This is a genomic window from Belnapia moabensis DSM 16746 (genome assembly GCF_000745835.1).
In the GTDB taxonomy this organism is placed as follows: Bacteria; Pseudomonadota; Alphaproteobacteria; order Acetobacterales; family Acetobacteraceae; genus Belnapia; species Belnapia moabensis.
In genome coordinates this window covers 1-14,289 of record NZ_JQKB01000098.1, presented here as the reverse complement: position 1 = coordinate 14,289, position 14,289 = coordinate 1, and the positions used below count along the sequence as shown (strand labels likewise).

At 65.3% G+C, this 14,289-nt stretch carries 15 protein-coding genes and 2 pseudogenes; 14 read left to right on the top strand and 3 right to left on the bottom strand.

The window, feature by feature from the left end; translation table 11 throughout:
• The 8 genes and pseudogenes from EP26_RS26450 to EP26_RS26415 all read left to right on the top strand — a co-directional run.
• A partial coding sequence (locus tag EP26_RS26450) for a calcium-binding protein (protein ID WP_281177122.1) occupies nt 1-812 on the top strand: 812 nt, incomplete at its 5' end.
• A gap of 87 nt (nt 813-899) precedes the next feature.
• Nucleotides 900-1,865, top strand: coding sequence for an IS5 family transposase (locus EP26_RS26445; RefSeq protein ID WP_043343317.1), 966 nt, complete (start codon nt 900-902; stop codon nt 1,863-1,865).
• 244 nt (nt 1,866-2,109) lie between these two features.
• Nucleotides 2,110-2,553 carry an SgcJ/EcaC family oxidoreductase gene (locus EP26_RS26440; RefSeq protein WP_157033813.1) on the top strand — a complete coding sequence of 148 codons (444 nt, stop codon included), beginning with the start codon at nt 2,110-2,112 and terminating at the stop codon, nt 2,551-2,553.
• Nucleotides 2,554-2,708: 155 nt separating this feature from the next.
• Nucleotides 2,709-2,918, top strand: coding sequence for a hypothetical protein (locus tag EP26_RS26435; protein WP_157033812.1), 210 nt, complete (start codon nt 2,709-2,711; stop codon nt 2,916-2,918).
• An 804-nt stretch (nt 2,919-3,722) separates the two neighbouring features.
• Nucleotides 3,723-4,541: an SDR family oxidoreductase gene (locus tag EP26_RS26430; protein ID WP_245624529.1), complete on the top strand. Its 819-nt coding sequence runs from the start codon at nt 3,723-3,725 to the stop codon at nt 4,539-4,541.
• Between the two features lie 237 nt (nt 4,542-4,778).
• Nucleotides 4,779-4,904: pseudogene (locus EP26_RS26425) on the top strand (IS3 family transposase); the annotation flags it as partial.
• Between the two features lie 76 nt (nt 4,905-4,980).
• Complete coding sequence (locus EP26_RS26420) at nt 4,981-5,988, top strand: IS110 family RNA-guided transposase (RefSeq protein WP_043343311.1); 1,008 nt, start codon at nt 4,981-4,983, stop codon at nt 5,986-5,988.
• 284 nt (nt 5,989-6,272) lie between these two features.
• Nucleotides 6,273-7,367, top strand: a pseudogene (locus EP26_RS26415) (IS3 family transposase); the annotation flags it as partial.
• Between the two features lie 874 nt (nt 7,368-8,241).
• Here the strand turns inward: EP26_RS26415 and EP26_RS26410 are convergent.
• On the bottom strand, nt 8,242-9,291 hold the full coding sequence (locus tag EP26_RS26410; protein WP_043343306.1) for a site-specific integrase: 1,050 nt from the start codon (nt 9,289-9,291) through the stop codon (nt 8,242-8,244).
• Nucleotides 9,292-9,555: 264 nt separating this feature from the next.
• On the opposite strand from EP26_RS26410, the gene EP26_RS35495 reads away from it, so the two are divergent.
• The 5 genes from EP26_RS35495 to EP26_RS36445 all read left to right on the top strand — a co-directional run bounded on the left by EP26_RS35495 (nt 9,556) and on the right by EP26_RS36445 (nt 12,423).
• Nucleotides 9,556-10,215: a hypothetical protein gene (locus EP26_RS35495; RefSeq protein ID WP_157033811.1), complete on the top strand. Its 660-nt coding sequence runs from the start codon at nt 9,556-9,558 to the stop codon at nt 10,213-10,215.
• Between the two features lie 256 nt (nt 10,216-10,471).
• Complete coding sequence (locus EP26_RS35490) at nt 10,472-10,780, top strand: antitoxin Xre/MbcA/ParS toxin-binding domain-containing protein (protein WP_169747496.1); 309 nt, start codon at nt 10,472-10,474, stop codon at nt 10,778-10,780.
• A gap of 4 nt (nt 10,781-10,784) precedes the next feature.
• Nucleotides 10,785-11,528 (top strand): DDE-type integrase/transposase/recombinase, encoded by a 744-nt coding sequence (locus tag EP26_RS38720; RefSeq protein ID WP_157033809.1) that lies wholly within the window; start codon nt 10,785-10,787, stop codon nt 11,526-11,528.
• Between the two features lie 37 nt (nt 11,529-11,565).
• On the top strand, nt 11,566-11,805 hold the full coding sequence (locus tag EP26_RS26400; protein ID WP_043343302.1) for a hypothetical protein: 240 nt from the start codon (nt 11,566-11,568) through the stop codon (nt 11,803-11,805).
• Between the two features lie 276 nt (nt 11,806-12,081).
• Nucleotides 12,082-12,423, top strand: a complete 342-nt coding sequence (locus tag EP26_RS36445; RefSeq protein ID WP_043343301.1) for a transposase — start codon at nt 12,082-12,084, stop codon at nt 12,421-12,423.
• Nucleotides 12,424-12,630: 207 nt separating this feature from the next.
• On the opposite strand, the gene EP26_RS26390 is transcribed toward EP26_RS36445, so the two are convergent.
• Both EP26_RS26390 and EP26_RS26385 read right to left on the bottom strand, forming a co-directional pair.
• The gene (locus EP26_RS26390) at nt 12,631-13,206 is read right to left on the bottom strand and encodes a PIN domain-containing protein (protein ID WP_043343298.1); all 576 of its coding nucleotides are present in this window, start codon (nt 13,204-13,206) and stop codon (nt 12,631-12,633) included.
• Nucleotides 13,196-13,642, bottom strand: coding sequence for a helix-turn-helix domain-containing protein (locus EP26_RS26385; RefSeq protein WP_043343296.1), 447 nt, complete (start codon nt 13,640-13,642; stop codon nt 13,196-13,198). Before EP26_RS26385 ends, EP26_RS26390 begins: the two co-directional genes overlap by 11 nt.
• Nucleotides 13,643-14,055: 413 nt before the next feature.
• On the opposite strand from EP26_RS26385, the gene EP26_RS26380 reads away from it, so the two are divergent.
• Nucleotides 14,056-14,289 (top strand): transposase (locus EP26_RS26380; RefSeq protein ID WP_043343294.1); only part of this gene is annotated, 234 nt, incomplete at its 3' end.

Genomic DNA, 14,289 nt, shown 5'->3' with positions numbered 1-14,289 from the left:
GCTCCGGCCACTTCGTCCTCGCCAACGGCACGCCAGAAGCGGACATCCTCCTCGGCGCACCGGACAAGCGCAACGCGCTGTCCGGGCTCGGCGGCGATGACCTTATCCGCGGCGGTGCTCTCGGCGACGAGCTCCACGGCGAGGGGGTCTCTTTCCCGGCCGTCTACCCGCCGCCTCCGATCACCGACGACCTGCGCGGGCGCGACACTATTGAAGGCCACGGTGGCGACGACACGATCACCGGCGATTGGGGCGACGATCTGCTTGATGGTGGTTGTGGGAACGACCTCCTGACTGGTGGTGATGACAACGACGACCTCCGTGGCGGCGACGGCCGCGATAGCCTCTACGGTGACGCCGGGTGGGATCGGTTGTACGGCGGCGCCGGGCAAGACGCGCTCCACGGCGGCGCTGACGACGACGTGCTCGACGGCGGCGCCGGGGCCGATACGCTCGACGGCGGCGAGGGTAACGACACAGCCTCCTACGAGGACGTGGGCGGCGCGGTCGCGGTCAACCTGGCGGCCGGTCGGGCCTGGGGCGGAGCGGGCACGGACGTTCTCGCGGGGATCGAGAACGTCCTCGGGAGCGTCCACGCCGATCGCCTGCGCGGCGACGGCGGCGCCAACGCGATCACCGGGCTGGCCGGCGACGACCTGCTGGTGGGCTGGGCCGGGGCTGACACACTGCAGGGCGGCGATGGCAATGACGTGTTGGCCGGCGGACAGGGCGACGACTCTCTTTGGGGAGGGCCGGGCGCCGACTTGCTCAAAGGCACCGTGTTGCAGCGGTCGACGGTACGGGCGCAATGAGACCTTGTTGCACCGGTCGCCGGCCTGGGTGGCTCTGGGTAGGGTGAGGCCGGGACGAAGCCCCCTCACCCTGCAGGGCCACCCCTCATGCCATTCAAACTGAACGCCGCTCGGCGCCATCACATCCCGAAGCAGCGGCACCGGGTGACCAACTGGGCCGAGTATGATGCCGGTCTTCGCGCTCGCGGCAGCCTGACGGTCTGGTTCACGCCGGAGGCGGTCGATGCCTGGAAGGCTGAGCCACGTACTGGCCGGGGCGGGCAGCCCTCGTATTCAGCCTTGGCGATCGCTACAGCCCTGACGCTGCGGGCGGTGTTCCGCCTGGCGCTGCGCCAGACCGAGGGGCTGATCGAATCCGTCTTGCAGCTGCTCGGCCTCGACCTGCCGGTGCCGGACCATAGCACGCTGAGCCGTCGGGCCGAGGTGCTCGAAGTGCCGCGGCCGAAGGCGGGGCGTGCGCCCGTGCACCTGCTGGTGGACAGTACGGGGCTGAAGCTCTGTGGCCCGGGCGAGTGGCTGGAAGAGAAGCACGGCAGCAAGCGGCGCCGAGCTTGGCGGGTGCTGCACCTCGCTACTGACGCCGACACTGGGCGGATCGTCGCTTCGGCGCTGACCGACAAGGATGCCGACGACGGCTCCCAGGTAGGCCCGCTGCTCGACCAGGCGGATGGGCCGGTGGCGTCCTTCACTGGCGATGGCGCGTACGACCGGGACGACGTTTACGCCGAAGTCGCAGCGCGCCATCCCGCTGCGGCTGTCATCGTGCCGCCACGCGCGAGTGCGATGCCAAGCGACGCAGCCGAGACCACACCGACGCAGCGCGATGCACACCTGCGGTCGATTACCAAGCGCGGCCGCATGGGATGGCAGCAGGCATCGGGTTACAACAATCGCGCCCTTGTCGAAGCTGACATCTCGCGATGGAAGCGCGTCATCGGCGATGGCTTACGTTCGCAAACGGACGGGCGTCAGGCCACCGAGATGGCCATCGCGGCCGGCGTGCTGAACCGAATGCTTGACCTCGGACGCCCGAACTACGTCCGCATCCCGTAACCCAAAACACGGGTTGGGCTCATTGCGCCCGTACCGTCGACCGTTGCAACACGGTGGCCCTGGTGAATGACCGGTCGCGACCCGAAGTCGACTTTCGCGCCGGACTTCTGCATCAGGAAATCCAAGCCTTATCGAAGGCCTGGACAACGACGCAGAAATTTTGATTTCTGCAACCGATGCTGGGTCTTGAGGCAGGGGCCGAACGGCTCAGGATAAGCCTTAGGATAGGATTTTGGAGGGTGCCATGATCAGCACGGACGGCGAGAAAGCGATCAGAAATTTAGGGCACGCTTTCGAACGTGCCTGGAACACCCACAACATGGATGAGCTCGCGGCAATCGTGACGCCTGGGATAGACTTCGTGCATGTCAGAGGCGGCTGGCTCGGGGGGCGGGATGTGGTGTGGAAACACCATGCCGCGCTTCATGCCGCCCAGTTCAAGAACAGCACGCTGCGCATCCAAGGCATGTCGCTTCGGCCGCTCACACCGGACATCTGCATCTGTCACGTAAATTGGAGCATGTCAGGCGAGGCCGATCCGGACGGAACGCCGCGACAGCCGCGGGACGGCATTTTCACCTGGGTGGTGCGCAAAATGGATGATCAATGGCTGATTGATGCAGCCCACAACACCAACATCGATCCCCAGGTGGTCACCTCTATACACCGGAAACCCGTCTCACCTTAGCACAGCAGGTCGGCGCACACACGGCTACGCAATGATCATGGTGGCCAAGTAGGCGCCATTATGGCAAGGGCTGCGAGTTACCCCTGGATCCTCACATGTAAATGAAAGTGACAACGGCCAACTGGATCATGCGTATCTTCATCCGGAGGTGGCCCATGTCCGATCCAGATGACCGCGAAGCTGGATTTTATTGGATCAGAATTGGCGATCAGGAGCCCGAGGTCGCTCAATGGCAGACCGAGTGGGGCCAATGGCTCGTGGCAGGGCGCGCGATGCCACTGCCGGATATCCTCTGCGTCGGCCTGGTGGTGCTGAGTGATATGCTCCAGCCGCCGGCAATCCCCATTACTCTGACGGCAGCATAGCTCTAGCCCCTTGGTCGGCCGGCTTCGGTAGGTCTTCCTAACCTCCGATAAGGCCTAAGCAATTCTGCAGGTTAGCCGCACGGCGCGGCTGAAGGCCGCGCCTACCTCGACCACTGTTCCCAGTTCCGCCCCGCTGCTTCCGCCAGGAGGCCCCCGGACCGCCGTTGGTGCCAATGGTGCCCGTATGGCCCAGGACCCCCTCCAGCTCGCCCAGCAGGCACCGTGCGGCACCGTGTTGGCGGTGCCTCCAGTCTCTCGGCCACGTGCCCGGTCAGGGGCGCTGGGGGTTAGCGAGCAGGCGCCGGACGGGCGGATAGGCCGGCAAGGTTGCTCAGGGGGGCGCAGGCTGGGCGATCCGGGCACTACAGCCCAGGACATGCCCCGCATTTGCACCAGGGTGGCCGCACAGGCCACTCAGCAGCCCGGCCGGTGGCAGGGGGGAGACACTGTCCGCGATCAGGACCAGCCCCAGCGGCCATCCAGCGCGAAATACGGGGTCGTGCGGCACGGCGCCGCTTTGGGCGGCGCCTTTCACGCTCCGGCACCAGGCGGAGAATGTGCCAGCAGGGCCGCCAGGCCCTTTCGGGGCGCTGCCAGCAGCGACTACCCCGCGCCGGGCTGATCAAGCGAAAGACCGTTTGCGGGGCTATGCGAACGGCCTCTAGTGGTGCGCGCCTGACGCTTGGTACCCAGCCTGAGATCGAAGAAGGGCGGGAAGCCGACCTTGGGCGAAGAGGTTCAGCGCCGTCCCGATCACCAGCATCTCACATTTGAGAGCGGACACGGCGAGGGGAGACTGCCTCGTTGATCGGCGGGCACAGGTGGTCCCTACTGAATCCATCCGATCATCGGGATGACAGTCCCATGAGCTTGTCGCTGGACAACAGGGTTGCTTGGGTCACCGGCGCAGGTTCCGGTATTGGCCAAGCTGCCGCCATCGTACTGGCGGGGGCAGGTGCCAAGCTGGTCCTGAGCGGCCGGCGGGAGGAGGCTTTGGAAACGACCGCGGCCACAATCCGCGGCGCCGGCGGATCTGCCGTTGTGGCACCCGCTGACGTGGCCGACCCGGCGGCGGTCGCGGTAGTCGCCAGCCGGATCGGGACTGAGTTCGGCCGCTGCGAGATCCTGGTCAACAGCGCCGGCCTGAACGTCCGCAGACGCAGCTGGGGTGAGATCGATGCCGCAGGCTTCACAGCCGTGCTGGAAGCCGACCTCTCCGGCCCCTTCCACACGACGGCCGCGGTCCTGCCGATGATGCGCGCTCAGCGGGACGGGCTCCTTATTCACATCGCTTCCTGGGCCGGGCGCCATGTCCTGCGCATGCCCGGCCCGGCCTATACGGCCGCCAAGCACGGCCTGGTTGCGCTCAGCGAGAGCATTAACCTGGAAGAGTGTGTTCACGGCATCCGGTCCTGCTGCCTCTGCCCCGCCGACGTTGCTACGCCCATTCTCGATGCGCGGCCCGTTCCTGTTCCGGAGGAGGAGAAGGCGCGGATGCTACAGGTGCAGGATCTCGCTACCACGATCCTGTTCCTGGCGGGCATGCCAGCAAGAGTCTGCGTCAACGAGATCCTCATCAGCCCGACCTGGAACCGCTTCTATACGGGGGCGCCGGCACCGTAACTGCGGACGGGGCTGTCCGTGACGGTCCATGTCCTCACATGACCACGGGCAATCGTCACATGCTGTATGAAACCGGTGTCAGGCGCGGAGAGGCACGCCAAGGTCAGTAGCTGGAGGTCACACAAAGCGTAACGGCTTGCGTCCATGTGGGGTCTCCGATGACAAGAGGAGATAGTGATCCTCCCCGTTTGAAGTGGTCCGTCCTGAGGTATGGGTTTGAACCGGAGGAGGACCGAGATGGCGAGCAAGAAGCACCGGCCTGAGGAGGCTGTTTCCAAGCTGCGGCAGGTGGATGTCCTGGTCTCGCAGGGGCAGTCGGTGGCGGAGGCGATCCGGGCGATTGGGGTGACGGAGGTCACATGGCGTAACTGAGGGCGGGCGCACTCCGGGGTTGGTGGCAGAGAATGGACCGCCACCCAGGCAATCGGAGGAGTGCGAGATGAGCTATTTCGTTGGCCTCGATGTCTCCATGGAGGAGACCGCCTACTGTGCTCGAAACACCGAAGGGCGGATCCTTGGCCAGGGCAAGACGGTGACCGACCCGGACGCGATCGCGGCGGCCTTGGCCCGCTTCGGCCGACCCACCCGGGTGGTGCTCGAGACGGGGCGGATGGCGAACTGGCTGCACCGGCAGCTGATCGCCCGTGACCTACCGGCTGTCTGCGTCGACGCCCGCCAGGCCCATGCCGTGCTCAGCCAGATGCCGAACAAGACCGATGCGAACGACGCTGCCATGCTGGCCGAGTTGGCACGGACCGGCTTCTACCGCGCGGTGCGGGTCAAAAGCGAGGCCGCGCAGGGCATGCGGGCATTGCTCAAGGCCCGTGAGTTGGTCCTGCGCCAGCGTATGGACCTCGACAACACCATCCGCGGGCTGCTCACGAGCATGGGTGTGCGCTTGCCGAAAGGACCCCGTCGCTGGGCTGACCGGGTGGAACTGGCGCTGGAGGCCAATGAGGCACTCGCCCTGGCGCTGAGGCCGCTGCTGCGCTTGCGCGGGGACCTGGCCCGGTCCCTGGCGGAGCTCACCCGGCGGCTGCTCACCGAGGCCCGGGGCTCTGACCTGTGCCGAAGGCTGATGGGTGTGCCGGGTGTCGGCGCGATCACCGCTTATGCTTTCTTGGCCACCATCGACGACCCTACCCGGTTCGCCCATTCCAGATCCGTCGGCGCCTACGTCGGCCTGACCTCGAAACGCTATCAGTCGGGTGAGGTGGACTACACGGGCCGCATCACCCGGCGGGGCGATGGCATGCTGCGGACCCTGCTGTTCGAGGCGGCGTCGAGCCTGATCACCCGTGCGGGTGGGGGCGGTGCGCTCCGCGAGTGGGGCCTACGGCTGCGAGCCAAGGTCGGCCACAAAAAGGCCAGCGTGGCATTGGCGCGCAAGCTCGGGGTCATCCTCCATCGCATGTGGGTGGACGGCACCGAATTCCGCGCCGCCTGACCGGCAGAGCAACTATAGGGCAAGGAGGGAAACCCCGCAGTAGGCGAGTGCTGACAGATCTTCGAGCTCTCGTCCCGGTCCGGACGGGAGGCGACGGCCGAGCCCGAGGTATTACGTGCGGCGCGCCGAGGCGCGACCGCGCAGGTCACAAGCTGGGAGGCCGAAGCCTTGGACGCCATCATGAAGCGCCGCGCGCCGAAAGCGCACTGGCGACTTCGTAGAGAACCTTGCGCCGGACCAGGGAGGAGGATCAGGATCACCCTGCGCCCGCCCTCAGTTAGAGAACCTACTATCGCTGGCGGCGGGAGTTCGGGGGCCTGAAATCGGATCAGGTGAAGCGGCTGAAGGAGCTGGAGGCGGAGAACGCTCGACTGCGCAAGGCGATAGCGGACCTGACGCTGGACAAGCAGATCCTGGCGGGTCCGGAGCACTGCTCCGGACCACGGGGAAACTCCTGAGCCCCGCGCGCCGGCGTGCCTGTGTCGAGCATGTGTGTCGTGTGCTGACCGTCTCCGAGCGTCGTGCCTGTGCGGCGCTCGGGCAGCACCGCTCGACGCAGCGCAAGGTGCCGCGGGGCCGCGACGACGAAGAGCGGCTGACGGCCGACATCATCGAGATGGCGCGGCAGTATGGCCGCTATGGCTACTGTAAGGTCACGGCCTTGCTGCGGGATGCCGGTTGGCTGGTGAACGAGAAGCGGGTGGAGCGGATCTGGCGGCGCGAGGGGCTCAAGGTGCCGCCGCGTCAGCCGAAGCGCGGACGGCTGGTCCGAGGCAGTGCCTCGGACGGCCGATGGCTCCTGCATCCGGCTGCGCCCGGAGCGGCCGAACCACGTCTGGAGCTACGACTTCGTCGAGGACCGCACCCATGATGGGCGCAAGTTCAGGATGCTCAACGTTCTCGACGAGTTCACCCACGAATGCCTAGCCATCCGAGTGGGGCGCAAGCTCAAGGCGGCCGACGTCATCGACGTACTGTCCGACCTGTTCATCCTGCGCGGCGTGCCCGCGCACATTCGGTCCGACAACGGCCCCGAGTTCGTGGCCAAGACTGTGCAGGGCTGGATCACCGCCGTGGGTGCCAGGACGGCTTACATCGCCCCGGGTAGTCCATGGGAAAATGGCTATGTGGAGTCGTTCAACGCGCGTCTGCGCGACGAGCTGCTGGATGGCGAGATCTTCTACAGCCCGCGGGAGGCCGAGGTGGTGATCGAGAGCTGGCGCCAGCACTACAACACCGTCCGCCCACACGCATCGCTCGGCTTCAGGCCGCCCGCACCGGAGGCGGTGCTGCCTACCTTCGCTGCCTGGCCCGCCGCGCTACGCCGGCCGGCGCCGCCATCCACACAGGTCGTGGCGCCCAGGCCAACGCTGAACTAACATTCACAGCGGACCACCCGACGGGGGCCGATCACCTCGGTGCTCTCCCGGGCGCTTCGCTCTCGCTGCTTTGGCGTCAGCTCAGGACCAAACACGATCACATCGCCGAACCGTACGATCCGTATCGGACACCTCTTGCTTGCTCATGCCCACCTTCGATCACAAGGTTAGTCCTCGCCGCAATGCGCCAACGCCGCGACGCTTAGCGGATGGTACGGCCCGGTCTCTTCTCGCGCCCCTCACTTTACGGACCGAGTAGGGCAAGTACGGTCCGCTCTCTCGCCTCTGTGCACCATCGCCGGTCAGCAGGGAGACTGTGCGTTCAGCCAATTCCGTATTCTGGCAATAAGTGGTGTTGCATCACCCTCAGGCAGGGTGCCCCGATGGTAGAACTGCTCCACATCGCTCCGGTTACCCCCGACCGCGCTGGCAAACTCCGCTGGTTGTATCTGTAGGCGGTCAACAGCGTCAGACACCTTCCGAAATAAGTCGGCCGCCTCTCGCTCGGCCTGTGCAGCGGCGAGCTTTGCCTTTTGGTTCCGTATGACGCGAGGAGGCCGCGGAATTTTGGCATCGAAATTGAGGGCGTCACCAGGCTCATTGAGGGCTCGCTCGAGTAGCGCCCGGATCACAGACGATATGCTAATGTCCCGGCCGCGACGGCTGATTCCTATCGGCGCGCTGCTGTTCTTGCCGGGGCCGTGACATTGGTGGGTATCGCCTGTCTCGGCCGGAACACTAACCCGACGGCGACGATGGCGGTTTACCTCTGCTGTGGCGGCCTCTAGGCGCCGCCACAGTTCCTCGGGCAGTCGAAGGGACCTGACGGGCATCCTGGAGGTACCCGTCAGACGCTGATGTGCTGAGTGATGCCTCACAGCCCGAGCTTGGCCGAGGAGTTGAAGGTAAACCGCCTCCCGGAGCGGACATAAACCATGACCTTCCGGAGATCCTTCCACCGTCCCTGCTGGGCGATTTCAATAATGTCGACGCCTTTCTCCGCCGCCTGCGTGGCGTGTCCGGCCCGAAGGCTGTGGCCTCCGATGCGCGCTGGGTCGATGCCTATGGCTGCGCAGCGCTGTTTGAGCATTGCTCGGTACCCTTGTGTGCTCAGGGGGCGATACTCCAGGCGCCCCTGACGCAGCGCTGGGTCGCCACTGGCACGGAGAGCAGGAAAAAGGGGATCCGTTGGCCCGCACCCTCTCTCCTTCAATAAAGCCAACCACTCCTCCACCGCTGTGACGGGGCAGGTCTCGAGGGTCGCGGTTCGTACGACGGCAACATACTGCCCTTGGCCCTCTTGGTCTGTCTTGGATCTCGGGATGGTCAGGGTGAGGCCCCGATGAACGATCTCCACGTCCTGGATCCGGGCTGCCACGACTTCGGAGGCGCGGAGCGCCGCGGCATAGCCAAGGAGGATGGCGGCCCTATCACGGCTTGCCACAAGCCCCCCTTCTTCTTCCAGCACGATGCAGAGCTCTCTGACTTGGTGGACATACAAGGCCATTTTCTGGCGCGGCGGTTCGCCTGTCAGGCGTGCATGGCCCGACAAGAAGCGCGTGATCTCGGGTTGCGTTGTCGGATCGAGGAAACCGGCCATCTCGTGGTGCAAGCGGATTGCAGCCCGGGCGCTGCGCAGGGTGCTCGTCCTCCGGCCCATCCCGTACCAGGCCAGGAACCTGACCACAGTCGCCACGTCCGCCGGCAGCGGATGTCGCCCGGTCATGCAGCAGAAATGCGTGAACTGCCGCCAATCGTGCTTGTAGCGCTCGCGCGTGCTGCGGGCGCGTGATGCGTCATTGGCTTGGCTGACCATCTGGTCGAGAAAGTTCTCCACTTCCTTGGTGTCGACCGTGGCGGAATCGGTAGCAGGCAGGCTGGGATCGCCGGAGCTGGCGGGTCCTGGCAGTACACGTCGGGTCATCGCGTCAGTTCCTTGTTAAATAACAGGAACCCGATTTTGGGTATTACGTCAACTATCCAGAACGGCCGTTCTGGATACCTAGAGTCATACGCCACCAATTCTGAATCAAAAGCTAAATCATCCGTATCCGACGTCTGGTTTTTTTGCATTGATATTTTTTACAATCTATTAAAGACTTCCATAACGGCGAGGAAGCGTAGTGTGCCGTTGTAGGAAGAGTTGTAAGTCGATGTGTGTGCTGCCTTAGTTGTTGTGAGGCGTTGTATGAGGCAACAATCCGCTGACTTTGATCGATTGGCTGCTGCCGTCTGGACGGCAGGCGGAGTGCGTGCCGTCGCTACACAGGCTGGGATCGATCCGGGCAATCTCTCCCGCTATCTTCGCGGTAAAGGTGGATTGTCTTCCGAGCGTCTTGCCGTGCTGCAGTCATCGTTGGGGCGACTTGGTGGACAGCCCGATGCGCGCGTTTTGGTCCTACGAGCGAACAGAGCCGACGATGTGCTCGCTCGAGCGCTCAACTGGCATCTCCCGGACGGCGGGCGGATTGCACGGGCCACGTGGATCGCCAGCGCGCAGGCACGCCTCATGGAGCTCAGTAAGGCCCAACTACGTGAGATCTATGCGGCAACAGATGGGCGTGCGCGGCTGCTGATCATGCTTGCGCCGGGCGCATTCATACCACGCCAGCCATTCCCGGACCTGTTTCCTGATCTTCGATGGTGGAAAGACGACATCGACATGGCTGTGTTGGACGTGGCGGATCCTGTCCGATGGATGTTGGGCACAATAGACCCTGCCGAGTTTGATGCTGCGTGGCCAGGCCAAGGATACGAACCAACCGCGGAGGATGTGATCGTCGAAATTCGACGGCTGCGGCTCGGTTTCGCAGAGGCGATCCGCCGGTTGCATCGTACAGGCAGATAAGAACACACGAATGAATGCCGAGCCACAGGAGGAGTGAAACTTGCCTACCCCAAGGCTGAATCTAGTGCCCCTATCGACTCGCATACCCGACTACACGATGCACGCGCTAAAACTACGCGCAGCCAAGGAGCGCACGACGGTCCAGCACCTAGTGCTGTATGCACTTCATAATTACGGCCTTCCCATCCAAACCGAGGATCAAACGCCCCCTCCAGCGTCCCGGCAGCGAGTTGAACAAGAGGGAGAAGCGAATGGGATGAGGTCAGCAAGGAAAGATGATGAGTGCGCAGCACTGAACCAGGTGCGTATTGCCGTTGCTGCCGAGCTGAAGCGAATGCAGGACCTTGTTGATGGGGGCGCCGAGCCCGAGACCGAGGCGCGCCTGGCCCAAGTGGCATACTTGGCGCTGGAAGTATTTGGCAATGCCACCGCCGCTGCTCGATGGCTCCTGCGGAACAATTTTGTCCTGGAGGCGGTTCCAATCGAGCGCGCCTGGACCGACCAGAAGGGCACTGAGACCGTCCTTGTGATCCTTAACAAGTTGAAGCACTCGGTGCCGCCATAAAGTGATGCTGATGCAAGGTTGCCAGGGAATCCGCAACATCGATCGGCTGCTTGTACTGCTGCAGACGGGTGCGGAGGCTGAGAGGCCACGACCGCTTGAACCCAAGCAGGTGACCAGCTGCGCACAGCACGCGTCAGGACGGCAGCAAACGAAAAAGAGGAGTTGCTCCGATGAGATAAAAACCTACCTCAAGGTTCGAGGCCAGTGGTGCGACCTGTATCGCGCCATCGACCGCAATGGTGATCTCGTCGACACCATGCTGAGCGAGCACCGCGACATGGCGGCGGCCCAAGCCTTCCTCTACTCGGCGAAGTCGGTTACCGGCCGAGTTCCCGACCAGGAGGCCAAAGACGAGCATGGCTCCTACCCACGAGCTATCTGGTCAACGCTCAGCCGGCGAGTTGTCCCTCCCACCAGCGCGCACAACAATAACAGACTGGAACAAGATAATCACGGCGTGAAAGGCCGCATTCGATGTATGGGCGGTTTCAAGAGCGTCGAATCAGCACACCGATTCGCCGAAGCTATGGCGAACTCCGCATCTCCTCCGCCCTCAAGCCCGCAACAACCAGCACATCTCTGCCAACCATTGACGCCTACTTTACCTCCATCGTGCCGGCAGTCCGCATGCCATTCTCCGGGCAGCGTAGACGGAGCTCGCCCTCCAACTCATGACGCCCAGTTTGGTGTGAGTGATGACAGAACCGGGCGTACTGCCAACCCCACCGGCTGGTCGGCGTTGGAATAGGACGCGTCCGATGCTCTATATGGGAGGCGGGGGGTAAATGAGCCACGTTGTTTACAAGCCTCTTTCCATCACCACCGACCAGGTACCCCCGGCCGGCGTGTCTGAGCGCATCGTTCAAGTGAACGGCGGCACACTGACGGTGATCCGCGTCCTCGACGCCCGTCGGGCGACCTTCGGCACCGACCTCGCCTACGTTTTCGGCTGCAATGTCATGCGCGCTCGCGAGGAGAACGAGAAGGTCACGGGGAGCCCGGACGGCATCGTTGTCCGACGCTGAGCTTCCCGTCGTCCTCATCATCGGCGGACCGAACGGCTTTGGGAAGAGCAGCGCCTACTCCGGTGTTTGGCGCTGATCCGTTTGCCGTGCCGGCGGTTGATCGTATCGTCGAGCCCGAGCATTACCGGACCTGTCGGCACGAAACTGTCCAGCAGCAAGCCAAGCAACACTCTCGCCACCGCTCCCCCGTTCCAGACAGCCCGGGCTGGCATTGGAACACCTGCGCCGACGGTTCGCCGGGTGCCGCTGTCTGAGGCTCGCGCGAGGCTTACCGAGGTGGCGGATGACGCTGACCCGCAGCTGAGCGGGCACGATACGGCCGACGGGCGCGGGCGGAGCCACGTCGGCAAGATCGCGCTGATCGGTGCCGTGGAGATTGACGATGAGGGCCAGCCCGGCCGCGCCCGGCTGGTCGTGCTGCCCGACTACTCGGCGGAGAAGATCGGCGCCTTCGTGCGTCGGACGGTGGAGCCCAAGTCCGGGCTGCTGACGGACGGCTTGCCCGCGTACAAGTCGCTGGCGGGCAGGTACGACCACCGCCCGAAGGTGGTCGGCAAGATGGCGGCCTATGTGCTGGTGCCCTGGGCGCACCGGCTGTTCTCGCTGTTCAAGCGCTAGGGGACGGGCACCTTCCATGGCTTCCGGCGGCCGCACCTGCAGGCCCACCTCGACGAGTTCGCCTGGCGCTGGAGCCGGCGCAACAGTCGGCACACCAGCTTCGACCGGCTGCTCGGCAGCCTGGGCGCGCTGCCCCACCGCGGCTACCGGGACTTCGTGCCCAAGGTAGCCGCGTAGCGGCGGGGGCGGCCGTGCCGCCTATGGCGGTCAGAGATCGCTCAGATGCCGGTCAAGGGCGCCGCAGAACTCGTCGAGCTTGCCGGTCCGGCGCAGGCCGGCGACGAACTCCGCCGCGGTTGGCGCCGAGCGACGGAGGTTGCGCCGGGCGTTCGCCATGCAGGCGACCGTCGCTTCGGTGTCGGCGCGGTACAGCCGCATCAGGAAGTCGCCGGGCCGCCAGACGGCCAGGCCGTGCGGTTTCAGGTCCCCGTCGCGGAAGTGGCGGTCGGCGCTCACGACCGCCTCCGCCCCGGCCTCGATGGCGGCCGCCACGACGTGCCTGTCCTTCGGGTCGGGCATGGAGACCGCCGGGATGTGGCGGCGGTGGCCAGCGACCAGGGCGTCGGGCAGCGCCCGGTCCATCAAGCGGCGCGTCCGCTCGAGCCGCTCGCGTGCGAGGCCGGGGTTGGCCTCGAGGAGGTTCCGGATCCACTCCTCGTGGATGTCGTCGCTCCAGCGCGCCCGCGCGAGCCGGTCAACCGCGCACTGGACGACGACGTTGCGGAGGTTGAGCGGGTAAAGGACGCAGGCGTCGTAGACGACGACCCGCGGCTCAGAGACCATGGTTCTCCATGAGATCCTCGGTGTCCGCCGCCAGGGCGTCGAGCACCCTTTGCTGGTCGTCCGCCTTGACCTTGAAGGCGAGGACGTCGCTCAACCGGCAGCGCCGGTGGGAGCCCACGTGACGGAAGGGCAGGTCCCCCGCGTCCATCCGCCGCACCACGAGCGGGCGGGACATGCCGAGGACCTGTGCCGCCTCATTGGGCGTGAGCTCCGCGTCCTCGCCCAGCACCGCCACCTTGCCGCCGGCGTAGAGGCGGTCGAGGACGGCGCGGACCGCCCGTGCAGCCTCCGGGGGCAAGGTCAAGGCCTCGGCGGTGCCATCCCCGCGGCGGACCACAACCTCGATGCGCTCGTCGTCGCTGGGCGCCGGCGGCGCGGGGGCCCCGGCCCGGGCGGCCTCGGGCAGCATGACGTACTCGAGGAGGTTAGCGGTCATGGTCGGTTCCGTTTCCAGACCATCATATGGTGCTCGCCACCTTATCTGCAACATTTGAAACGCGAGTTGCTGGGGGGCCACCGCCGGGCGGCTCGGGAGCACCAGAGGCCCCTTCCCCCCCTCCCTGGAGCCAGATGCATGCGCAAAGGGCCGCAGAAGCCTCGTGGGGGCATGCTTGGCTCCACGACACATCCAATCCCCCTGGACGCTGCTCCAGGCCGTGTCAGGACGCCGCAAACCGCTCCGCAAGAGGTGGGCGATCCTGGTGCCTCGTAGACGCAGATAGACTCGCTAGCCGTATCCCCTTGCCCCCCTAACCCGGATTATGCGCGAGGGCTGACGGGCATGGCGCAAGCCGTTGTGCGGACGTAGAATTTGGCTACGACACTCAAACCCAGCCGCGTCCGGAGACCATGCCCGTCACGGTTGACCCTCCCCCGCCGCTGCCCGGCCTGTCATCGGTTGGCGGCAAGCTCCTGATCGCCCGCTTCGACGGCGGGCAACTCTCCTCCGACGGCGGCCTGCTGGCCTTGCGCGAGGTCGAGCGCCGCCTCGGCATTGCCGACCGGCTGGCAGCCTGCATCGACGACCCGCGCTCGCCGGAGCGGGTCCGGCACCGCCTCGCTGCCATCTTGCGCTTCCGCATG

What these genes read in the sequence shown, in the direction of transcription:
- EP26_RS26445 (WP_043343317.1), top strand. Translation starts at nt 900, where the DNA reads ATGCCATTCAAACTGAACGCCGCTCGGCGCCATCACATCCCGAAGCAG.
- EP26_RS26440 (WP_157033813.1), top strand. Translation starts at nt 2,110, where the DNA reads ATGATCAGCACGGACGGCGAGAAAGCGATCAGAAATTTAGGGCACGCT.
- EP26_RS26435 (WP_157033812.1), top strand. Translation starts at nt 2,709, where the DNA reads ATGTCCGATCCAGATGACCGCGAAGCTGGATTTTATTGGATCAGAATT.
- EP26_RS26420 (WP_043343311.1), top strand. Translation starts at nt 4,981, where the DNA reads ATGAGCTATTTCGTTGGCCTCGATGTCTCCATGGAGGAGACCGCCTAC.
- EP26_RS26410 (WP_043343306.1), bottom strand. Translation starts at nt 9,291, where the DNA reads ATGACCCGACGTGTACTGCCAGGACCCGCCAGCTCCGGCGATCCCAGC.
- EP26_RS35495 (WP_157033811.1), top strand. Translation starts at nt 9,556, where the DNA reads ATGAGGCAACAATCCGCTGACTTTGATCGATTGGCTGCTGCCGTCTGG.
- EP26_RS35490 (WP_169747496.1), top strand. Translation starts at nt 10,472, where the DNA reads ATGAGGTCAGCAAGGAAAGATGATGAGTGCGCAGCACTGAACCAGGTG.
- EP26_RS38720 (WP_157033809.1), top strand. Translation starts at nt 10,785, where the DNA reads ATGCTGATGCAAGGTTGCCAGGGAATCCGCAACATCGATCGGCTGCTT.
- EP26_RS26400 (WP_043343302.1), top strand. Translation starts at nt 11,566, where the DNA reads ATGAGCCACGTTGTTTACAAGCCTCTTTCCATCACCACCGACCAGGTA.
- EP26_RS26390 (WP_043343298.1), bottom strand. Translation starts at nt 13,206, where the DNA reads ATGGTCTCTGAGCCGCGGGTCGTCGTCTACGACGCCTGCGTCCTTTAC.
- EP26_RS26385 (WP_043343296.1), bottom strand. Translation starts at nt 13,642, where the DNA reads ATGACCGCTAACCTCCTCGAGTACGTCATGCTGCCCGAGGCCGCCCGG.